Origin of the sequence: Polaribacter sp. BAL334 (assembly GCF_015767435.1) — a bacterium.
Taxonomy (GTDB): domain Bacteria; phylum Bacteroidota; class Bacteroidia; order Flavobacteriales; family Flavobacteriaceae; genus Polaribacter.
The window spans coordinates 225,148-246,705 of sequence record NZ_JADWOV010000271.1; the positions used below are offsets into that span (position 1 = coordinate 225,148).

General features: G+C 30.3%; 27 protein-coding genes and 1 tRNA gene. 17 read left to right on the plus strand and 11 right to left on the minus strand.

What is annotated here, in order from left to right:
• Positions 1-2: 2 nt before the first annotated feature.
• The 3 genes from IU405_RS07520 to IU405_RS07530 are packed head-to-tail and all read right to left on the minus strand — an operon-like array spanning position 3 to position 2,736.
• Complete coding sequence (locus tag IU405_RS07520) at positions 3-380, minus strand: Hpt domain-containing protein (protein ID WP_197437991.1); 378 nt, start codon at positions 378-380, stop codon at positions 3-5.
• A gap of 60 nt (positions 381-440) precedes the next feature.
• Positions 441-1,379 carry a UDP-glucuronic acid decarboxylase family protein gene (locus IU405_RS07525; RefSeq protein WP_197437992.1) on the minus strand — a complete coding sequence of 313 codons (939 nt, stop codon included), beginning with the start codon at positions 1,377-1,379 and terminating at the stop codon, positions 441-443.
• Positions 1,380-1,404: 25 nt separating this feature from the next.
• The gene (locus tag IU405_RS07530) at positions 1,405-2,736 is read right to left on the minus strand and encodes a UDP-glucose dehydrogenase family protein (protein WP_197437993.1); all 1,332 of its coding nucleotides are present in this window, start codon (positions 2,734-2,736) and stop codon (positions 1,405-1,407) included.
• Positions 2,737-3,001: 265 nt separating this feature from the next.
• Between IU405_RS07530 and IU405_RS07535 the strand changes: the two genes are divergently transcribed.
• The 6 genes from IU405_RS07535 to IU405_RS07560 all read left to right on the plus strand — a co-directional run bounded on the left by IU405_RS07535 (position 3,002) and on the right by IU405_RS07560 (position 7,771).
• Positions 3,002-3,394, plus strand: coding sequence for a response regulator (locus IU405_RS07535; RefSeq protein ID WP_197437994.1), 393 nt, complete (start codon positions 3,002-3,004; stop codon positions 3,392-3,394).
• 397 nt (positions 3,395-3,791) lie between these two features.
• Positions 3,792-5,099 (plus strand): phage integrase SAM-like domain-containing protein, encoded by a 1,308-nt coding sequence (locus tag IU405_RS07540; protein WP_197437995.1) that lies wholly within the window; start codon positions 3,792-3,794, stop codon positions 5,097-5,099.
• A 291-nt stretch (positions 5,100-5,390) separates the two neighbouring features.
• Positions 5,391-6,197 (plus strand): hypothetical protein, encoded by an 807-nt coding sequence (locus IU405_RS07545; RefSeq protein ID WP_197437996.1) that lies wholly within the window; start codon positions 5,391-5,393, stop codon positions 6,195-6,197.
• Positions 6,198-6,252: 55 nt separating this feature from the next.
• Positions 6,253-6,531 carry a helix-turn-helix domain-containing protein gene (locus tag IU405_RS07550; protein ID WP_197437997.1) on the plus strand — a complete coding sequence of 93 codons (279 nt, stop codon included), beginning with the start codon at positions 6,253-6,255 and terminating at the stop codon, positions 6,529-6,531.
• Between the two features lie 5 nt (positions 6,532-6,536).
• Positions 6,537-7,004, plus strand: a complete 468-nt coding sequence (locus IU405_RS07555; protein ID WP_197437998.1) for a hypothetical protein — start codon at positions 6,537-6,539, stop codon at positions 7,002-7,004.
• Positions 7,005-7,081: 77 nt separating this feature from the next.
• A complete protein-coding gene (locus IU405_RS07560) occupies positions 7,082-7,771 on the plus strand; it encodes a hypothetical protein (protein ID WP_197437999.1) in 690 nt (229 codons plus the stop codon).
• Positions 7,772-8,396: 625 nt separating this feature from the next.
• Here the strand turns inward: IU405_RS07560 and IU405_RS07565 are convergent.
• Positions 8,397-8,478: transfer RNA gene (locus tag IU405_RS07565), tRNA-Leu, on the minus strand.
• Between the two features lie 123 nt (positions 8,479-8,601).
• On the opposite strand from IU405_RS07565, the gene IU405_RS07570 reads away from it, so the two are divergent.
• From IU405_RS07570 to pth, 3 genes are all read left to right on the plus strand, one after another.
• Positions 8,602-9,543: a ribose-phosphate pyrophosphokinase gene (locus IU405_RS07570; protein ID WP_197438000.1), complete on the plus strand. Its 942-nt coding sequence runs from the start codon at positions 8,602-8,604 to the stop codon at positions 9,541-9,543.
• A gap of 62 nt (positions 9,544-9,605) precedes the next feature.
• A complete protein-coding gene (locus IU405_RS07575) occupies positions 9,606-10,190 on the plus strand; it encodes a 50S ribosomal protein L25/general stress protein Ctc (RefSeq protein ID WP_197438001.1) in 585 nt (194 codons plus the stop codon).
• Positions 10,191-10,324: 134 nt separating this feature from the next.
• Positions 10,325-10,891 carry an aminoacyl-tRNA hydrolase gene (pth, locus tag IU405_RS07580; protein WP_197438002.1) on the plus strand — a complete coding sequence of 189 codons (567 nt, stop codon included), beginning with the start codon at positions 10,325-10,327 and terminating at the stop codon, positions 10,889-10,891.
• Positions 10,892-10,893: 2 nt separating this feature from the next.
• Here the strand turns inward: pth and IU405_RS07585 are convergent, their stop codons facing one another.
• The 6 genes from IU405_RS07585 to IU405_RS07610 form a co-directional block, all read right to left on the minus strand.
• Positions 10,894-11,343, minus strand: coding sequence for a 6-pyruvoyl trahydropterin synthase family protein (locus IU405_RS07585; protein ID WP_197438003.1), 450 nt, complete (start codon positions 11,341-11,343; stop codon positions 10,894-10,896).
• 205 nt (positions 11,344-11,548) lie between these two features.
• Positions 11,549-13,048 carry a GH3 auxin-responsive promoter family protein gene (locus IU405_RS07590; RefSeq protein ID WP_197438004.1) on the minus strand — a complete coding sequence of 500 codons (1,500 nt, stop codon included), beginning with the start codon at positions 13,046-13,048 and terminating at the stop codon, positions 11,549-11,551.
• On the minus strand, positions 13,048-13,845 hold the full coding sequence (locus tag IU405_RS07595) for a M23 family metallopeptidase (RefSeq protein WP_197438005.1): 798 nt from the start codon (positions 13,843-13,845) through the stop codon (positions 13,048-13,050). Before IU405_RS07595 ends, IU405_RS07590 begins: the two co-directional genes overlap by 1 nt.
• A 154-nt stretch (positions 13,846-13,999) precedes the next feature.
• Positions 14,000-14,584: a nicotinate (nicotinamide) nucleotide adenylyltransferase gene (nadD, locus tag IU405_RS07600; RefSeq protein ID WP_197438006.1), complete on the minus strand. Its 585-nt coding sequence runs from the start codon at positions 14,582-14,584 to the stop codon at positions 14,000-14,002.
• A 76-nt stretch (positions 14,585-14,660) separates the two neighbouring features.
• Positions 14,661-15,254, minus strand: a complete 594-nt coding sequence (gmk, locus tag IU405_RS07605; protein ID WP_197438007.1) for a guanylate kinase — start codon at positions 15,252-15,254, stop codon at positions 14,661-14,663.
• A gap of 92 nt (positions 15,255-15,346) precedes the next feature.
• Positions 15,347-16,213, minus strand: a complete 867-nt coding sequence (locus IU405_RS07610; protein WP_197438008.1) for a YicC/YloC family endoribonuclease — start codon at positions 16,211-16,213, stop codon at positions 15,347-15,349.
• A gap of 146 nt (positions 16,214-16,359) precedes the next feature.
• Between IU405_RS07610 and upp the strand changes: the two genes are divergently transcribed.
• Positions 16,360-17,013, plus strand: a complete 654-nt coding sequence (gene upp / locus IU405_RS07615; protein ID WP_197438009.1) for a uracil phosphoribosyltransferase — start codon at positions 16,360-16,362, stop codon at positions 17,011-17,013.
• Here upp and IU405_RS07620 read toward each other — a convergent pair.
• Complete coding sequence (locus tag IU405_RS07620; protein ID WP_262894635.1) at positions 17,008-17,934, minus strand: DUF6427 family protein; 927 nt, start codon at positions 17,932-17,934, stop codon at positions 17,008-17,010. The two genes, upp and IU405_RS07620, sit on opposite strands and share 6 nt — an antisense overlap.
• A 42-nt stretch (positions 17,935-17,976) precedes the next feature.
• Between IU405_RS07620 and IU405_RS07625 the strand changes: the two genes are divergently transcribed.
• The 7 genes from IU405_RS07625 to IU405_RS07655 form a co-directional block, all read left to right on the plus strand.
• Entirely contained in the window at positions 17,977-18,198 is a 222-nt protein-coding gene (locus IU405_RS07625; RefSeq protein WP_197438011.1) for a DUF6341 family protein, read from the plus strand.
• Between the two features lie 9 nt (positions 18,199-18,207).
• Positions 18,208-18,879, plus strand: coding sequence for a tRNA (guanosine(46)-N7)-methyltransferase TrmB (gene trmB / locus IU405_RS07630; protein ID WP_197438012.1), 672 nt, complete (start codon positions 18,208-18,210; stop codon positions 18,877-18,879).
• Between the two features lie 15 nt (positions 18,880-18,894).
• Positions 18,895-19,254: a gamma-glutamylcyclotransferase family protein gene (locus IU405_RS07635; RefSeq protein ID WP_197438013.1), complete on the plus strand. Its 360-nt coding sequence runs from the start codon at positions 18,895-18,897 to the stop codon at positions 19,252-19,254.
• On the plus strand, positions 19,229-19,573 hold the full coding sequence (locus tag IU405_RS07640) for an MGMT family protein (protein ID WP_197438014.1): 345 nt from the start codon (positions 19,229-19,231) through the stop codon (positions 19,571-19,573). The genes IU405_RS07635 and IU405_RS07640 overlap by 26 nt, the downstream gene beginning before the upstream one ends.
• A 134-nt stretch (positions 19,574-19,707) precedes the next feature.
• On the plus strand, positions 19,708-20,853 hold the full coding sequence (locus tag IU405_RS07645; protein WP_197438015.1) for an Mrp/NBP35 family ATP-binding protein: 1,146 nt from the start codon (positions 19,708-19,710) through the stop codon (positions 20,851-20,853).
• Positions 20,850-21,086 (plus strand): NifU family protein, encoded by a 237-nt coding sequence (locus tag IU405_RS07650; protein ID WP_197438016.1) that lies wholly within the window; start codon positions 20,850-20,852, stop codon positions 21,084-21,086. Before IU405_RS07645 ends, IU405_RS07650 begins: the two co-directional genes overlap by 4 nt.
• A 50-nt stretch (positions 21,087-21,136) precedes the next feature.
• Positions 21,137-21,558, plus strand: a 422-nt coding sequence (locus tag IU405_RS07655; protein ID WP_197438017.1) for an NAD(P)/FAD-dependent oxidoreductase, incomplete at its 3' end; no start/stop codon positions are given.

Consider the following 21,558-nt stretch of genomic DNA (forward strand, 5'->3'; position numbering starts at 1 on the left):
AATTAAGTTAATTTAAAATCATCTTTTAATTCAGTTACCACTTCATTTGCCATCAATTGAAGACGTTTGATTTTTTGTTCCAATTCGGTTGAAATAATTTCTTTTGAAATTAAAAGTTCTGTCTCTATAAATTCTTTTTCTAGTTTAGCAGTTCCAAAATATGTTAAAGTAGGTTTAGTTTTATGGGCTAAATTTTTAATTTTTAAAAAATCATTTTCAACATATGCTTTTTCAATTTCATCAATTGATTTTGAAATTTGTTCAATAAATACGGAGACCATATTTAAAATTTGTGGTTCATTTCCACGACACATCATTTCAATCATATTGAGATTATAGGACTTTGGATTTGAATGATCTAAATTTGGGGGTAAATTCATAGGGGGTGATAATTTAATTTTAATATTTATTTTTAAAGCATCTTAAAAACAATTTCATAGTTAAACAATTTTCTTAAAAAATGCTATTGTTTTTATCAATCCTTCTTCTAATTGTATTTTTGGCTCCCAATCTAACTCTTTTTTGGCAAGAGAAATATCTGGTTGTCTTTGCATAGGATCATCTGAAGGTAATGGTTTGTATATAATTTTTGATTTAGATCCTGTAAGTTCTATTACTTTTTGGGCCAATTCTAAAATTGTAAATTCATTGGGATTACCCACGTTCACAGGCCCAGTAAATCCATCTCTTGAATTCATAAGTCGAATCATTCCTTCAACTAAATCATCCACATACTGAAAACTTCGAGTTTGATTTCCTTTTCCATAAACAGTAATATCATGATTTTGGAGTGCTTGCACAATAAAATTCGAAACAACTCTACCATCATTGGGATGCATTTTAGGACCGTAAGTATTAAAAATTCGTATGATTTTTATATTTACGTTGTTTTGCTTGTGATAATTTACAAACAATGTTTCTGCTGAACGTTTGCCTTCGTCATAACATGCACGATCTCCAATTGGATTTACATGTCCCCAATACGTTTCTTTTTGAGGATGAACCAAAGGATCACCATATACTTCACTTGTTGAAGCCTGAAGTATTTTAGCTCCAACACGTTTAGCCAATCCTAACATATTTACTGCACCCATAACAGATGTTTTCATCGTTTTTATAGGATTGTATTGATAATGAACAGGTGAGGCAGGACACGCTAAATTATAAATTTCATCAGTTTCAATAAAAAAAGGAGCAGTAACATCGTGACGAATTAACTCAAAAAAAGGATTGTCTAAAAGATGAACTACATTTTGTTTTTGACCCGTAAAAAAATTATCTAAACAATAAACTTCGTTACCTTCATTTAATAAACGTTCACATAAGTGCGAACCAACAAAACCAGCTCCACCAGTTACTAGGATTTTTTTTCTAACCATGACAGTATTTTATATTTAAAATAGATTATTTTTCTTCTGAAGTGTTAACACCAATACAGAAATATTCAAAACCATTTGTTTTAATCTGTTCTCTATCATAAATATTTCTACCATCAAAAATTACAGGTTGGCTTAATAGTTTTTTTATGATTTTGAAACTTGGAAATTTAAACTCTGGCCATTCTGTAAGAATTGCTAAACAATCAGCATCAATTAAAGCTTCATATTGGTCTTCAAAATAGGTAATACTATCGCCAAAATGATGTTTTGCTTCTTCATTAGCCACAGGATCATACGCTTTTACAACTGCGCCAGCTTCTACAAGACTCTTTATTATGTATAATGACGGAGCTTCACGCATATCATCTGTTTGTGGTTTAAAAGAAAGACCCCAAATACCAATAGTTTTTCCTTTTAAATCTCCATTAAAGTAGGCACTTATTTTGTTAAATAACACAAGTTTTTGAGCCTGATTAACAGATTCAACTGCTTTTAATACTTGCAAGCTATAGTTATTTTCACCTGCGGTTTTAATAAGTGCTTGAACATCTTTTGGAAAACAAGAACCTCCATACCCAATTCCTGGATAAATAAATTTAGGACCAATTCTAGAATCTGAACCAATTCCTTTTCTCACTTTATTGATATCTGCACCAACAATTTCACACAAGTTAGCAATGTCATTGATAAAGCTAATTTTAGTGGCTAGCATTGCATTTGCTGCGTATTTTGTCATTTCAGCAGATACAATATCCATAAAGATTATTGGGTGACCATTGAGAGTAAAAGGGTTATATAGACTTCTCATTAAATCTTCAGCTCTTTTGCTGTCAAGACCAACTACAATTCTATCAGGCTTTAAAAAATCGTTTATGGCAGCACCTTCCTTTAAAAATTCAGGGTTTGATGCAACATCAAATTCAATAGAAACGTTCCGTTTATCTAACTCTTCTTGTAGCGCTTTTTTAACTTTTTTTGAAGTTCCTACAGGAACTGTACTTTTAGTAACAACAAGCATATAATCATTCATATGCTTTCCGCAATCTCTTGCAACAGCAAGAACATATTTAAGGTCTGCACTACCATCTTCATCTGGTGGTGTTCCAACCGAAATAAATAAAACTTCAGAATCTTCTAATGCCTCAGCAATATTGGTTGTAAAGTTAAGTCGTCCTTTTTTCATATTTCTGGCAATCATTTCTTCAAGACCAGGCTCATAAATTGGGATGATTCCGTTATTAAGATTTTCGATTTTCTTTTGGTCAATGTCTACACAAGTAACATCAATACCAACTTCAGAAAAACAAGCGCCAGTAACTAGACCAACGTATCCGCTTCCAACAATTGTAACTTTCATGTAATTTGATTTTAGGTGGGTTATTTTATACTATAAAGATAAAGAATTATGTTAAAATAATTTTAAAAAAACAAAAAAAAATTAAACGGTTGATTCCTTTGACAACTTTTATGATATTAAGAATGAGTTTATTTTGATTTTTTTAAAATCAAATTTCAAATTTTTAATCTGTAAAATCAAAAAGAGTGCTAATTTTCCGAAAATCAAAAAAGCAATCTCGTATTCATTATATTTGTAAATGATTAATTAAAATAGAATTTTTTGTATGGATATTGATGGAAAGAAAATACTACTTGTTGATGATGATATGCTCAATAGAATAATGGCAACAATTATTTTAAAGAAACATCAAGTTCTTATTTCAGAGGCAGTAAATGGAGAGGAGGCAATACAGTATTTGCAAAATAATTTATGCGATTTAGTTCTAATGGATTTGCAAATGCCAATAAAAGACGGGTACCAAGCAACAGAAATAATAAGGAAACAATTAAAATTAAACTTACCAATAATTGCATTGACTGCAAGTAATTCAGAAGAAGATTTGGAAAAGTGTTACAAGGCAGGAATGAATGATTATTTGTTTAAACCAATCAATGAAGCCCACTTTATTCAAATCATTTCAAAATGGATACATAAAAACGAAGATGAAATTTTTTAATTTACAATCTTTAAAAAGTCCTTTACTAAATTAGATTTTTGTATTTTTTGATTCATAAATTTTATGGCAAAATTTTAATAATTAGAAATAATCGTAAGGAATTTAAAAATATATTTTAAGAACATTTTTTTTAAAAAGAATCACTAAAACAAAAAAACCTTAACATTACTGTTAAGGTTTTTGTACTCAAGGTGGAAACACAACCTACTTAATTACTTTAAAATATTTTTTATTGATTTTTCTGTAAAATACCTTTTAATTAAAGGGTTTTAGATAGTTTTTAAAATACATAGTAATTCGTTTAGATTTGGAATAGTTAGTATAAAAAAGATAATTTTCGGGACTGTTTTCGGGACTACTTATTTTTTTTATATATTTGAGTGTTTAAATGTTACTTATGGCTTCAATTATTTTTAGGGTAAAAGGGAAAACCAAACCCAGTCCAATACATATAAGATTTACCCACGGGCGAAATATTGATTTTTGGCGTTCTACATCACTACAAATTAACCCTGAATACTGGGGTAACGGAAAAGTTAAGAATTTGTCTAAAAATTCCGAGAAGATAAACCTACAAAACAAATTAAACGAATTAGAAAAAACGATAATAGATAGTTTTAACGAGGTTTTTTATAAAGGCGGTATAATTAATGCCGAATGGTTAGAAAAAGTTATTAAAAAGACTTTAAACCAAGATACAAATAATGATTTTAATTATTTCGTTGACTATGCTAATTATTTTTATGAAACTCTAGGAAATAAACTTTTAAAAAACGGTAAAACTGGAGCTTCAGAAAACTCAAAAAAAAGATATAAAACAATTATCAATAAAATTAAAGAGTTTGAAACCTACAAAAAAAAGAAATTACAATTAATAGATGTTAATTTAAAATTTCATACAGATTTTATTTATTTCCTACATAACGTACAAAAGTTAAACTACAATACTACTGGTAAATATTTAATGCTTGTTAAAACAATTTGTCTAGGAGCTAAAAAATATGGTATAAAAATAAACCCCGAAATTGAAAACCCCGATTTTAAACCAGTAAAAGAAAAAGTTAGTTTTATAACACTTTCAGAAACTGAAATAAATAAGATACATGAAACAAATTTCGATAAAACACCATATTTACAAAATGCAAAAAATTGGTTAATTATTGGCGTTTGGACTGGCGCACGGGTTAGTGATTTATTAAATTTTACAAAGGTTAACATTAAAAACGGATTTATTGAATACACCGCACAAAAAACAAATCAAAAAATTATTTTACCCTTACATCAACAAGTAAGAGAAATACTAGAAAGTAATGATGGCGAATTTCCTCATAAAATTTCTAGTCAAAAGTTTAATGATTATATAAAAACAGTTTGCGAACAAGTGGGAATTAATGAAGAAGTTGAGGGATCAAAATCGATTGAAGTAAAAAAAGGAGTTTGGCGAAAAATAAAAGGAACTTACAAAAAATTTGATTTGGTAAGTACGCATATTTGTAGACGTTCTTTTGCTACTAATCATTATGGGCGAACACCTACACCCGTTTTAATGGCGGTTACTGGGCACACTACTGAAAAAATGTTTTTAAACTACATAGGTAAAATATCAAAAGATAACGCCGAAGTTTTAAAAAAATACTGGCAAGACCAGGAGCTCAAAAAAGAGCAAAAACCAAAACTAGAAATAATCAAAAACGGAACAAATTAAATTTTAATATTATGATAACAATTAATTTTACTGGGGCAACTCCTCAAACACTAGACAACGTTAACTACAAACTTTTAACAGTTAAAAAAGAACTAAAAAATGAAAACGGATTTTTAGAAAGTTATTACTCAATATTACCATATTTTAAAAGTCAAGAAAGTGCATTTTTGTACGTTAATATTCTACATTTTAAAAAATACAATTCTTTTAAATTTCGTTCGTTTAAAGAGTTCGGAAAGTTTAAAAACCAATAACAATAAAACACTTTATTAACGGGCAAAAGTTGTTTAAATGAGGGCAAATGTAAATTATAAGACTAAAAAAATAGAGATTGAAGTCTCCAGTATTGAACTGGAGCAACTAGATGACTTTAAAAAAGAAAAAACAAAATACTTAAATGATTTAATCAAAAGTTATGAAATAGAAATAGACCTTTTAACAAGTGTTCATTATGATATCGAGCCGAAAAAGTTTGAGTTGATTAACTTAAGATATCATTTAATAATGAATGAAAATTACAATAAGTTTTACAAAGACATTATCATTTTTGAAAATGGTTTTGTGAGATTTAATAATGTGGGTAAAGAGTTTTTATCTTTTGCCAATGCTTATAATATTTTAGAGGATGAAAATAGAGGAGTTTTACAACTTGTAAATATTCTAAAAATAAAGGTTTTAGAGTGGTTAATAGAGGACTATAATAAACACCCCGAAAACGAATATTTTGTACAATACAAACTACCTAAAGACTATTACAATAAAGACTATTTAAATGTTTTTAAACCTTATGGTTTTGAGTTGTTTTGTTTTTTGAATGATAACCTTGAAAGTAATTTAACACCTCCCGTAAAATTTACTATTATTTATCATTTCATGTTAAATAAACGCTTTTTAAGAAATACAAAAAAAGATTATTTAGATTTTATAAAAGAGAATTTTAGAGGGCAATTAATTCGTAAAAATAACGAGCCTTACAAATATAATAAAATTGAAAATATAGAAATTGTAAGGGTTAATTATAATAATGCTGAAATAGAATTGAAATCATTATTAAGTCAATTTGAAACAATTAGAAAACTTAAGAGTAAAGTAGAGTAATTGCAGAGTATTTAGTATTTCATTTTTGCATCATAATAATTTTAAAAAAATATTTATGGATGCAATTTTATTAAAAGAGGTTACTCCTCAACAATTAACAGAAACCATTTTAAAAGGCGTTGAAACTCAAATAAACGACCTAAAAAAAAGTTTTACACTCAAAGAGCCAGACGATTTTTTAACACGTATGGAGGTGGCAAAACTCTTAAAAATTAGCCTTACAACTGTTCATGAATGGGCAAATACTGGAGTGCTAAAAATGTACAAAGTAGGAAACCGCACCTATTTTAGTCGTAAAGAAATAGAAAAAACTTTGTTTAGCTCAAATGTTTAAATGTTATGAAAACGGGCAACAAAGAGTATATAAGAGCTATTTATGTTTTAGATAGTTCTATTGAGTTAACAGATAAAAAAAGGGAGTACATTTTAGCCGAAAAAAATAATAATTTGGTTAATGAGGTTTTAAAAAATCGTATTAAGATTGAAAAAGATAATGGTTTTCACGATAGGAGTAGAGAGTTTGAATACTGGTTATATTTCAGAAACGATACTAACTGGAGTAGATGCTACAAAACTGGACTAGCAAAAACCTCTTTAAATTACATTTTTGAGGGCAATGTATCCGAGCCAATTATCTTAAAAAACAAAACCGCAAAAGGCAAAGACCACGAAAACCCGAAACACTTTGTTTTATTGCAATTCTCAAAAAATGGCAATGAGGTTATAATTGATTTGTTTATGGATTTTTACCCTTTTAAAAAGGCGTTGATTGAGTTAATAATTAAAGAACATCAATTTTATTTTTAACATAAAAAGGAGCTTTTACGAGCTCCTTTTAGTTGTTTAAATGTTCGTATCCACGGGCGTAAATACATCACAAATATATGAAAATAAATGACAATTATAAATACTTAATTTCAGTCAATCAATGGGCGTTAATAGAGTTTTTTAATTTAAATAAAATTGGAAAAGAAAGGTTTAAAAAATTAAAATCAAACCATTGTATTTTATTATTTCTGTTAGTTGATTTATGTACAAAAGGGAATTTCTTAAAAAAAAGTGTAAATGGTTTTGTTTACACTTACATAAGTACAAGTCTAATATTAGATAATTTACCCTTATTTTATTTAAAGGATACTAACCAAGATAATCAAAAAGAGTACGAAAGGTTAAACAGAACTTTACAGAATTTATTTAATAGGTTAAAGGAGTTAGGCCTCTTAAAAATTTATATTGAGGGCAATACTAAAAGATATGTTTATATAAATAGTGAGTTCTTAAGATTATGTAATAAAGGGGATGATAAATTAACCCCTTTTGAATTTGTTTGTAAATACTGGTTAAATGATTTAGAAGAGATTAGGGGTAAATATTTGTATTCATTTAATAGAAATAAAAATAAATACTTTAAAGTTGAGGAAAAGTTTTTTTTTAATGAATATTCTTATCAATTAGAAAAAACAAATTACAATATTAGTAAATGGGATATTCTACCGAGATTAGAAAGTTATATAACAGAGAATATAAAAGACCCTTATTTTGTAGAGCATTTGAATGAGTTAAACTCTCTATAAATAAGACTTTCAAAAAAGAACTTTAAACCCTAGAAAATAATTTCGTACTACCTAGAAAATAGTTTCGTGATATAAATATATAAATTATACTTAATAACTGTCTACGTATTTAGAAAAACGATTTTTTTATAAATAGTATTAAATAAAGAGAAATAAATAGGGGGTATGGGGTAAAATCACTAGCGTATTTTAGGTAAATACATCGCCTTTCAGTAAGGATTTTACACACTGTAAAAATAAAGTAGGGGGGGTATGTGTTTGTAAGTCATATATTTAAAAATAAAATACTATATTTATTTACTGAAAATTTAACCATGAAAAAAAAGAAAAAGAGTTATTTGTACAGATTTGTAAGATATAATATTAAATGTTTTTTACTATTGTTTTTTCCAAACGATAATGGCGGTAATCGTTTTTAAATTGATTTTATAAATTTTCTGAATATCAACTTTCAAGATACTGGAGCGCATACTTGCCAGTAATTGCAGAAACGTCTGTTATCAACTTTTTACGATTGCTGGAGTAAATACTAACAAAAAATAAAAATATCGGGACTGTTTAAGGGAGTATAAAAAAACCTCAACGTTTAAAGTCTTATAAACATTGAGGTTTTAAAAAATATAAGTACTCAAGGTGGGAATCGAACCCACACATCCGAAAATACTGGATTTTGAATCCAGCGCGTCTACCAATTCCGCCACTTGAGCTTTTAATTGAGTTTGCAAATTTAGTAAATATTTTATAATTTAAAATGAAAAAATAAATTTCATAGAATAATAATAATGGTTACTTTTGTTAACATTCAGATACACACTATAAATACTCTCTAAATGTCTACAAATCAACTTGCTCCAAAATTATTTGCTTGCAGGCAAAGTATGGATTTGGCCGAAAAAATTGCCAAAGAATACAACACAACACTCGGAAATGTAATTACAACTTATTTTAGCGACGGCGAATTTCAACCAGCTTTTGAAGAATCTGTTCGTGGTAGAAGGGTTTTTATAATCGGGTCAACTTTTCCAAATTCAGATAATTTGATGGAAATGTTATTAATGTTAGATGCTGCAAAAAGAGCATCAGCAAGACACATTACTGCTGTAATGCCTTATTTTGGATGGGCTAGACAAGACAGAAAAGACAAGCCAAGAGTCGCAATTGGTGCAAAATTAGTAGCAAATCTGCTACAAACAGCTGGCGCAACTAGAATTATGACAATGGATTTACATGCGGATCAAATTCAAGGTTTTTTTGAAAAACCTGTTGACCACTTATTTGCATCTACTATATTTTTACCTTACATACAAAGTTTACAATTAGAAAACTTAACCATAGCTTCTCCTGACATGGGAGGATCTAAAAGAGCGTATGCCTACTCTAATCATTTACTTTCTGATGTGGTTATTTGTTACAAACAAAGAAAAGTCGCTAATGTTATTGGACACATGGAATTGATTGGTGAGGTTGAAGGAAGAAATGTGATTTTGGTTGACGATATGATTGATACAGGAGGAACATTGGCACATGCTGCGAATTTAATGATGGAAAGAGGAGCAAAAAGTGTTAGAGCTGTTTGTACACATGCATTGCTTTCTGGGAACGCATATGAAAAAATTGAAAATTCTGCGTTGACAGAATTGATTGTTTCTGATACAATTCCACTGAAAAAGAATATTTCTAAAATAAAAGTTGTATCTTGCGCGCCCTTATTCGCGGATGTTATGCACAAAGTGCAAGATAATACCTCAATAAGTGGGCAATTTTTAATGTAACCTTCATTTGAAATTTTCGAAGAAGAAAATAAAAATGAAAAAATTAATTTAAACAAAAAGTAATGAAATCAATTACAATTAAAGGATCAAAAAGAGAAAGCGTGGGCAAGACAGCGTCTAAAGCCTTACGTAATGCTGGAATGGTTCCTTGCGTTATTTACGGAGGAGAACAACCACTACACTTTTCAGCAGAAGAAAAAGCGTTTAAAAGTTTGGTTTACACTCCAAATGTTTATACTGCAAGTATTGACATTGATGGAAAAGTAATACCTGCAATTTTGCAAGACATTCAGTTTCACCCAGTTTCTGATAAAATCAATCATATTGATTTTTATCAATTGTTTGAAGACAAAGAAATCACTATGAATATTCCTGTGAATTTAGTAGGAAAATCAAAAGGGGTAGCTATTGGTGGTGCATTGCGTCACAACGTGCGTAAAATGAAAGTTAAAGCGTTGCCACAAAATTTACCAGATTTTATTGAAGCTGATATTACTGAGCTAGAAATTGGTAATAAATTGTATATCACTTCTTTAAAGAATGATAAATATACTATTTTACATCCAGATAATACTGTTGTAGCTCAAGTAAGAATGTCAAGAAATGCTTCTAAAGCTGCTGCTGCCGCTACTGGAGGGAAAAAATAAAAATTTTATAACACGGTTTGAAAGCGTTGTATTTCTATACAACGCTTTTTTTATTTTGTTATTTTTGCAGGATGTTTCTCAAAGATATACTATCAAAATTATACTCTTTAAAAAAGCAGTCAAAAGAAGTCGTCATGAAAAAATATTTAATTGTGGGTTTGGGAAATATTGGACCAACTTATGAAAATACCCGTCACAATATTGGTTTTAAAATTTTGGACGAAGTTGCAGCAAATCAAAATTGCTCTTTTTCAACTGAAAAATTAGGAGATTTGGCTACATTAAATTTCAAAGGAAAAAAAATAATCCTTTTAAAACCTAGCACTTTCATGAATTTAAGTGGAAAAGCTTTGAAATATTGGATGCAACAAGAGAATATTCCAATAGAAAATATTTTGGTAGTTACAGATGATGTAAACATTGATTTTGGAACCATCAGAATCAAAGCAAAAGGCTCTGCAGGAGGTCATAATGGTTTGAAAGATATTCAAGAAAAATTGAATACAGACCTTTATCCTCGTTTTCGGTTTGGAGTTGGTGCTAATTTTCCAAAAGGAAGGCAGGTTGATTTTGTTTTGGGAGAATGGAGTAAAGAAGAAACGAGTCAACTCATTGAACGACTTCCTCTTGCCGCAAATGCCATACTTAGTTTTGCTACAGATGGTTTAGGAAATACAATGAATAACTTTAACGGAAAGTAATTCTAATTCTCACTCGCAAACCATTCTGCAAAACTCGTATCAGTTTCTTGCAATTTTATGGAATGTAAATGAATAGTTGAGGGCAATCTATCTTTAATCTTTTTCGCAAAATCAATCACCATCATTTCGCTTGTTGGCTGATAATCAACTAATAAAACATGATGACCTCTGTCCATCAATTCTTTAGCCAATTCCACATGTGGTGTGTTTTTATTAAAAACAGTGGCATGATCAAAAAGGTCCACGATTTCTTCTTTGACGATTTTTTTTAAATCTCCAAAGTCTATTACCATTCCAAATTTTACATGATTTGTATCAGAAATTGGCTTTCCAGAAACAGTTACTGATAGTTTATAAGAATGTCCATGAACATTTTTACATTTTCCATCATAACCATACAAGGCATGTCCTGTTTCGAAACTAAATTGTTTGGTAATTCTAATTGTACTCATTTAAAAAATAATCAATGCTAAATAGGGCGTAAAAGTACACATTAACTTAGGTTTTTACTAATGAAGTTTGTGTATTTTTTAAGTTACAAATTTGACTAATTTTCAAATGTGACCAATAAAGAAATGACTTCAACCAATTTTTTCTTGATAATATCTAAGAATCATCAAAAATTTAAATTTGTGTAATTAGTGTCTTATTTTTGATTTAATTGTCTACTAAAAATTCTTCTAAAACATCCGCTATCTTCCTATTATCAGCCAATTGCGGAATTTTATTTTGCCCACCAAATTTACCAATAGACTTCATATACGCATGAAACCCGCCTTTTTTTACTTTTCTGATGACTAATGGACGTAAGACTTTTCCTTCAATCAAATCAAAATAATAAATATTTTGAGATTGCATAGAAGCATCAATTTTTAAAGCAAAATCGGCTAAATTTTCAGGCTCATTTTCAAATTCGATAAACCATTCATGATAGGGCAACCCACTTTCTGGATTTACTTGAGGAGCTACAGTAAATTCACTAATCGTAATTTTTGTTCCAGAAATGGCATCATTCAAAGCTTTTTCAACTTCTTTCCCAATGACATGTTCACCAAAAGCAGAAATAAAATGTTTGATACGACCTGTCACTTTGATTCTGAAGGGGTTTAAGGATGTAAACTCAACAGTATCACCAATATTATAACCCCAAAGTCCCGCTGAAGTATTCAAAATAAGCACATAATTTTCACCAATTTTCACATCTTTCAAAGAAATTCTTGTTGGATTTTCATCAAAAAATTCAGTTGCAGGAATGAATTCATAAAAAATTCCTGAGTTTAATTGCAGCAACATTCCTTTTTCTGTTTGAGAATCTTGATACGCAATGAATCCTTCAGAAGCAGGATACAACTCAATGTAATCCACTTTTTTTCCTATTAAAGATTCAAATTTATTTTTGTAAGGTTCAAAATTGACACCTCCATAAATAAAAAAATGAAAGTTTGGGAAAATTTCAGCAATTGGTTTGTTGGTTTTTTCAACCAATTTTTCAAAATACATTTGCACCCAAGAAGGAATTCCACTAATCACTCGCATATCCTCTTGAATAGTTTCTTCTACAATGGCATTTACTTTGGTTTCCCAATCTTCAATACAATTCGTTTCCCAAGTTGGCAATCTGTTTTTTTGTAAATAATTGGGTACATAATGAGCAACAATTCCACTTAATCTTCCCAATTTTACGCCATTTTTTTCTTGCAAAACAGGACTTCCTTGTAAAAAAATCATTTTTCCATCTACAAAACTGGCGTCATTTTTTTCAGCAATGTAAAATAACAACGCATTTCGTGCAGCGTCAATATGTGTTGGCATGGATTCTTTGGTCAAAGGAATGTATTTTGCGCCAGAAGTTGTGCCTGATGTTTTGGCAAAATACAAGGGTTTTCCTGGCCATAAAACATCCGATTTTCCTGCAACAACAGAGTCAATATAGGGCTTTAATCCTTCATAATCTGTGACTTGAACTCGCTTTTTAAAATCTGAATACGTTTTGATATTTTCAAAATCATGGTCTTTTCCAAAAACTGTATTTTTTGCTGTTTTTACGAGCATTTGAAATACTTTTTCCTGAGTTTCAAGAGGATTATTTGCCCATTTATAGACTTTTTTTCTGATAATTTTCGCAAACGGAATTGCTAAAAATGACTTGATGCTCATTATCTAAAATCAATCAAATTTGTTGGGTTTACTGCATATGCACCACTCCAAAGTTCAAAATGTAAATGAGGTCCTGTTGTATATTCGCCAGTAGAACCAACATTCGCAATTACTTCGCCCGATTTTACAAAATCGCCTTCTTGTTTCAGTAAATTTCCATTGTGTTTATACACAGATATATAATCGTCTGCATGTTTCAAAATAATGACATTTCCGGTTTCTGTGGTCCAACCCGAAAAAATCACAATTCCATCAGCAGTAGCTTTTACAGGATCATTTTTTTTAGCTACAATATCAACTGCAAAATGTTTTATTTTTGGGTCAAAACCTTGTGAAATAACTCCGTTTATGGGTGCAAAAAACACCACTTTTACCAATGATTTTTCACTATTGAAAATTGGAAATCGATCTTCGCTTTCTATTTTTTCTCTAAAATTTAAATCTATTTTTGAGGCTTTTAATAAGCTGTCAGTCAACATTTTTCTGCCAGATTCTGTCAATAATGTATCTATTTCTTCGCCTTTAATTTTTCCAGATAAAATAGGTCCTAAAAATCGGGTATAGTTTTCTATCACAGCCAATTTTCTTTTTAAAGAATCTGTTTGTAAGGATAATTTGGTTGCCTTTATTCTCAATTCTGTTGAGCCATATCCAGGAATAAATTCCTTAATTGGTGTAAAAGTGATGAAAAATGTAGTGACAAAAATGAGTAAAAAAGAAAAAACACCACCAACAACAAACACGTTTAATACTGAGAGTTTCAGTGAAATTCGTTCTTCATAGGTTTTGTCGTTCATGACAACCAACCTATATTTATGAGTCAGTTTTTGTTTGAGTTTTCTTTTTTGGTTGCTTTGATTTTTCAAAAAATAAATGCTTTAAAGTGACACAAATATACAACGAAACAAATTGAAATTTTGTCTTTCGTAAAATGGAATGTTTTGTTAAAAATCACTTTTTATAAAAATTCATTTCATCAATATATTCCCAAACTTCATTGGATAAAAGCGGTTTTACGTTTTTTTTATGTTTAATCCCATTTCGAATCATGGTTGAAGAAATTTCAACAATTGGTGCATCAATTAGATGAATCTTTGGATGATTTTCAAATTGATGTGAGTGTTTTTCTTCAGAAATTCTCGGATACACATAGATATGATGATTTTCCAAAATGGTTTCATAGTTTTTCCATTTGTGAAAACTGTTCAAATTGTCTTCGCCCATAATCAAAGAAAATTCGTGATTTGGATAATTCTCACAAATGTGCGCCAATGTAAAAACCGTATAATTTGGCTGAGGTAATTTAAACTCAATATCTGATGGTTTTATTTTTGGATAGTGTTCAGTAGCTCTATAAACTAGTTCAAAACGATGGTGATTTTCGAGTAAAGTACTCTTTTTTTTGAAAGGATTATGAGGTGTTACCACCATCCAAACTTCCTCTAAATCAGTATATTCAACCAAATGATTGGCAATAATCAAATGCCCCACATGAATGGGATTGAACGTTCCAAAATACAAACCGATTTTACTCATTTTTAAAAGATATATAGAAAAAAGAGGAAAGAAAAGAGACTCTTTATCCCTTTTTTGACTCTATTTTCTTGTTTCTCTATTCTTTATTCTCATTTAGTTTCAAAAACTCTGCTACTAAATTTTCAGCTTCTTTCAGCGCAATTTCCAAATCGTAATTTTTGATAATTTTATCAAATTGAGGCGCAGTTGCCAGTTCAATAGAGGCTTTTGCAATACGCATATTGATTTTGTCTTCGCTTTCAGTACTTCTTTTTTTTAAGCGAATTTTCAGTTCATCAACACTTGGAGGTTTTACAAAAACTGCCAATGTTTGCTCAGGAAATTTCTTTTTTATTCGCAATCCACCAACCACATCTATATCAAAAATAACATGCTTTTTCATTGACCAAATTCGATTAACTTCGGCTTTTAAAGTGCCATAAAAATTATCTCTATACACTTCTTCCCATTCTAAAAACTCGTCGTTTTTTATTTTTGTTTTAAAATCTTTCAACGAAATAAAATAATAATCAACGCCATCTTTTTCTTGATTTCTTGGATCTCTTGAAGTTGCAGAAATGGAGAATTCTAAATTAAATCGTTCTTGTTTCAATAAATGACGAACAATGGTTGTTTTTCCAGAACCTGAAGGAGCAGAAAAAACGAATAATTTTCCTTTAAAATCTGACATAAATTTTTAATTTTTGTCATTCTGAATTTATTTCAGAATCTTTTTATTAATAATGAGAAGCTGAAACGAGTTCAGCTTATTCTCTGCAAAGCTTAGAGAATATTTAAAATTTGTTCTTTGATTTGTTCCAATTCATTTTTCATCTGAATCACTGCTTTTTGCATAGGTGCAAAGTTCGCTTTAGAGCCAGTGGTATTGATTTCTCTTCCCATTTCTTGAACGATAAATCCTAGCTTTCTACCATTAGAATCTTCAGTTTCTAAGGTTTGTAAAAAATAATTCAAATGATTTTCCAAACGCACTTTTTCTTCATTGATGTCTAATTTTTCCAAATAATAAATCAATTCTTGCTCAAATCGATTTTCATCAACACTCACTTTTAAGTCATCAATTGCTTTTTTCAAACGTTCTTTTACGAATTCAATTCGCTGATTGTCAAGTGCTTTTACTTCGTCAAAATAACTTCTGATGTTGGCAATTCTCGTTCTAAAATCGTCTTCCAATGCAGCAGCTTCATCAATTCTGTATTGAATGATTTCTTTAACGGCTTCATCTACAGTTTGATTGATCAAATTCCATTCATTTTCATCCAATTCTTCACGCTCAGTTTTCAAAGCATCTGGCATTTGGATGGCCATTTTCAGCAATTCCAACTCGTTATTTGAGGCTGTTTCAACGATATTTTTTAATTGCTGTATGTAATTTTTTACCACGCCAGGATTTACAATCGTCGAAGTTTCATCTGCAGTCATTTCCACAAAAATGGAAAAATCTACTTTTCCTCTGATCAATTCATTGGCCAATTTTTTGCGAACATCCAATTCTTTTTCCTTGTAATAGGAAGGAATTCGAACGTTTAAATCAAGGCTTTTGCTGTTCAAAGATTTGATTTCTATGGTAATCTTTTTCGTTGGAAGTTGCAACACCGATTTTCCATAGCCAGTCATGGATTGAATCATACAATCGTTTTTAAAATGAAACGCAAATATACCTTTTTATTTTGAGGATTGTTTTTTGATTTTTTTGGAAAAGCTATTTTATCATAAATTTTTAATTTGGGTAATTTAAGTACATTTGAAAATAAATTCAGTCAAATTAATTTACAATGAAAATCCATCATTTAGCCCAAAACAACTCCGTTTTAAACAACTTTTTGTCAGAAATAAGAGATAAAAACATCCAAAAAGACAGCATGCGTTTTCGAAGAAATATTGAAAGAATTGGTGAAATTTTGGCTTATGAACTCAGCAAATCTTTTTCTTATAAATCAATTTCTGTAGAAACTCCTTTGGCATTTAAAGAAGTACAAATTGTTGAGGATTCTTTGGTGATTTGTTCCATTTTAAGAGCAGGTTTGCCTTTGCATCAGGGATTGTTGAACTATTTTGACAATGCTGCAAATGCATTTATTTCGGCTTTTAGGCATCATCCCTACAATGATGAACGTTTTGAAATTGTCGTTGAATATTTGGCTTCACCCAATTTGGATGGAAAAACGTTGTTGCTTGCAGACCCAATGTTGGCAACAGGTCAATCTTTGGTGGCTGTTTTTGAGTCTTTAAAAAAGCTTGGAAATCCAAAAGAAATTCATTTGATTTCAGTGATTGGTGCTGAGGAAGGCATTCATTTTATTGAAAAACATTTTCCTGAAAATACGCATTTATGGATTGCAACTATTGATGCAACACTCAATGAAAAAGGCTATATAGTTCCTGGTTTGGGCGATGCTGGCGATTTGGCTTTTGGCAGAAAATTATAAAAAAAACAAAAAACCAATACAGCCAATTAAAAACAGATATAAGAAAATATTTACAACTATTTTTTTCTGAATAAGTTCAATTCCGTTTGCTAAAATCAAGGAAACAGGAAAAAATAAAAATAGCATTTCTTTGTTTTTTGATTCATTTTCAAAAAGAAATAATCCTAAAACAATCAAAAAATTCATCAACATCAAACTCCAACTTTTTTTAAAGGTATTGTTGATTAAGAGTGCCTTTCTCGATTTAAAAAAAGCGGCAAAAAAAGTGATGAATAGCAAACTAATCATAAAAATAGTTTCCTTTTCTTCTGATAAAAAAGACATTTTAAACGTAAATCCTTTAAATGAATTTTCAAGTAAAATAGCTTGATTTCCTTGCCAAAACAAGTACGAAAAATAGCAAAAAAGTGGTGTTAAAAACCCAATAATTGGAGTTGAAAATGTGTGAATTGTTATTTTTTGATGCCAATAAGTACTCAAATAAATCAGTAAAAAAAACAATGCGAACTTAGGCTCGAACAAACAAATTATTCCTAGCCAAAAACCAGCATCAAACAGTTTTTTCAAAACTCTTTTTGAAGATTGTAAACTATAAATTTTTCTCAAAAAAAGCAAGTAAATAATTGTAAAAAAGAGTGTTTTGTAATTGGCAACAGCACTAAAACATCCCATTAAAAGTATAAAAAAATAAAACCCAAAAGAATTGTCATAGGTCAAGTTATTCTTGCTCGTAATGAAATTGTAAATAAAAAAAATCACTATAAAAATGAGTAAAACAACGAGTCTTTCAAGCAAAGCATTTCCCTGAATTTGGTTGTTGAAAAAATCAATAAAATTCAAAGTCAAAAAACAAATAGCGAAAAAAATCATCAAACCCATGAAATTTATAGGTTTAGATTTGTTTAAAAAATTGGCTAGCATTGTTTCTTTTGTTATTTTTGCAAGCGTAAAGATAAATAAGTTATGATAGCAGGCAATATTTTTAGATGGATTGGAACTTTTTTCACAGAAGTTTTGTTTCTTCCTTTTGAATGGATTCGTACTCAAATCGCCACTCAAGAGTTAGGATGGTGGATTTCAAACGCTGTAAATTGGGGGTTTTTAGTAGTGCTTTTGGTTCTTTTTGCCTATTGGATGAAAGAATCTAAGAGATTTTTGGACGAAGGGACAGAAGACCGAGCTTAATAATTCATCTTGGGAAGTAAAAATAAATTAAAAAGGTTTCGCGAAAATGAAACCTTCAATAATGTCATTCAGCCAACAAGAGAAGAAGTTTTAAACAACTTCCCTCACAAAGGCAAATGGCATTCTTTTTTTAACAATAATAATCCAATTATTGTGGAACTTGGCTGTGGAAAAGGCGAATATAGCATTGCATTAGCTAAAAAAAATCCAGATAAAAATTATATTGGTATTGACATCAAAGGTGCTCGTTTTTGGAGAGGTGCAAAAACCGCTGTTGAAGAAAATTTAAAAAATGTTGCGTTTGTAAGAACCCAAATCGAATTGGTAGATTTGATTTTTTCTGAACATGAAATTGACGAAATTTGGATTACGTTTCCTGATCCACAAATCAAATACAAACGCACCAAACACAGAATGACCAATCCTGTTTTCTTGAGAAAATATTTCCATATTTTAAATGAAAATGGCATTGTTCATCTAAAAACCGATAGTGAATTTATGCACGGTTATACCTTGGGTTTGTTGCATGGTGAAGGACATGAAGTTGTGTATGCAAATCACAATATTTATCACAATGAAGGTTCTCCAAAAGAAGTCATAGAAACGCAAACTTTTTATGAAAATCAGTATTTGAGGATTGACAAACCTATTACTTACATTCAATTTCGCTTGAAATATTAGTTATTCTTAGAAATCATGGAACATCTCTTTGTGTATGGTACTTTAATTCCAGGAAGAGAAAATGATTTTGTCTTGAAAAATATCAAAGGAATTTGGCAAAAAGCCACTGTAAAAGGTTTTTTTGACGCAAAAGGTTGGGGAAAATCAGAAGGTTTTCCTTCAGTAATTTTAGCTGAAAACGGAAATGTGATTGATGGATATCTATTTTCTTCAGAAGAATTGATTGAAAATTGGGATCGAATTGATGAATTTGAAAGTGATTTGTATCAAAGAGTAAAAACGACTATTTTTCTAGAAAATCAATCAAAAATATTGGGGTATATTTACGAATTAAATAGTTCCTTAACTTATGACATCCAACTCAAAAAACGATAATTTTTTCGAAAAAGTGTATGAAATTGCACGTCAAATTCCTTACGGGAAAGTCACTAGTTATGGCGCAATTGCTGAATTTTTAGGCGCAAAACGTTCTGCAAGAATGGTTGGTTGGGCTATGAACAATTCTCATCATCAAAAAGAAGCAATTCCTGCTCATAGAGTGGTCAATAGAAAAGGAATTTTGACGGGAAAACATCATTTTGACGGCACAAATTTAATGCAACAATTGCTAGAAAATGAAGGGATTCAAGTGTTTGATAATCAAATTCAAAACTTCGAAAATGTCTTTTGGAATCCCTCCAAAGAGCTTTTATAAAATCCTTTTATCAATCTATCAATAAACACAATTTTCATCCTTTATTTTCTAGTTTCTAACACGTATCTTTGTCAAAAGTTTAAAAATATTTTTTTACGCCTAAAAGCTAATAGCTAAAGGCAAAAAGCTACCTTATGAATTTTAAAAAACAAGATATATACAACGCACTTGAAACCATCACAGCTCCTGGTGAAGGGAAAAGTTTGATTGAAAATAACAATGTTACAAACGTTGTAGCTTTTGGAGATGAAGTAATTGTTGATGTTACTATCAGCAATCCTTCATTGCAAGCCAAAAAGAAAGTGGAGGTTGAAATCATGAAAGCCATTCACGATCATGTTCATCCAAAGATTGATGTGAAAGTAAATGTGAAAGTAGAAAAACCTGAAATTGCTGAAAATCCTAATCAAATCCGAGGAAAAGAAATTCCAAATATCAAAAATATCATTGCTATTGCCTCAGGAAAAGGAGGTGTTGGAAAGTCAACAATTACGGCAAATACCGCAGTTACATTGGCAAAAATGGGATTTAATGTAGGTGTTTTAGACGCAGATGTGTATGGTCCTTCTCAGCATTTGATGTTTGATGTAGAAAAAGCAAGACCTTTGTCTGTGAATGTTGATGGACGTTCAAAAATGAAACCGATTGAAAATTATGGGGTAAAATTATTGTCATTGGGATTTTTCACAAATCCTGATCAAGCTTTAATTTGGAGAGGACCTATGGCATCAAAAGCATTGAAACAATTGATTTTTGATGCTGATTGGGGTGAAATCGATTTTTTGTTGATTGATTTACCTCCAGGAACAGGAGATGTGCATTTGTCAATCGTGCAATCATTGCCAATTACAGGTGCTGTTGTGGTAAGTACCCCTCAAAACATTGCTTTGGCGGACGCAAAAAAAGGAGTCGCTATGTTTCAACAAGAAAGTATCAACGTTCCTGTTTTAGGAATTATTGAAAATATGGCCTATTTTACTCCTGAAGAATTACCAAACAATAAATATTATATATTTGGCAAAGATGGCGCAAAACACTTAGCTGAAGATATCAATACCACTTTTTTAGGAGAAATTCCTTTGGTACAAAGTATTCGTGAATCAGGTGATGTTGGACATCCAGTAGCATTGCAAGAAGGAACCATTTTGGAAAATTCATTCAAAGAAATTACCAAAGAAATCCTTTCACAATTAATTATTAGAAATCAAAGTTTACCACCCACAGAAATTGTAAGAATTACAACAATGAGTGGTTGTAGCGCAGTAAATAAGAATATATGACAACAGAAGAAACTATTAATAATGTTGAAAAAGCGTTGGATGAAATCCGTCCTTTTTTAATGAGTGATGGAGGAAATATCAAATTACTTTCTATCGAAGATTTCGTTGTAAAAGTACAACTTGAAGGTGCTTGTACAGGTTGCTCTGTAAACCAAATGACCCTTAAAAATGGTGTGGAAGCAACTATTAAAAAGTATGCGCCACAAATCAAAGAAGTGATTAACGTTGTGTAACTTATAGCTGTTAGCTTTTAGTTGTTAGCTAAAGGCGAATTTTAAAAAAAATGATTACTACAGATATTCTAATTATAGGCGCAGGTCCCACAGGATTATTCACGGTTTTTGAAGCAGGATTGTTAAAATTGCGTTGTCATTTAATTGATGCCTTGCCACAACCTGGAGGACAATGTTCAGAGATTTATCCTAAAAAACCGATTTATGATATCCCTGCATATCCTGAAATTTTAGCAGGTGATTTGACGGATAAATTGTTGGAGCAAATCAAACAATTTGAGCCAGGATTTACGCTTGGTGAACGAGCAGAAACCATTGAAAAACAAGCAGACGAAACTTTTATAGTAACGACCAATAAAGGCACCAAACACCATGCAAAAATTGTGGCAATTGCTGGTGGATTAGGAAGTTTTGAACCCAGAAAACCATTGATTGACAACATTGCTGATTTTGAGGATAAAGGCGTTGAATA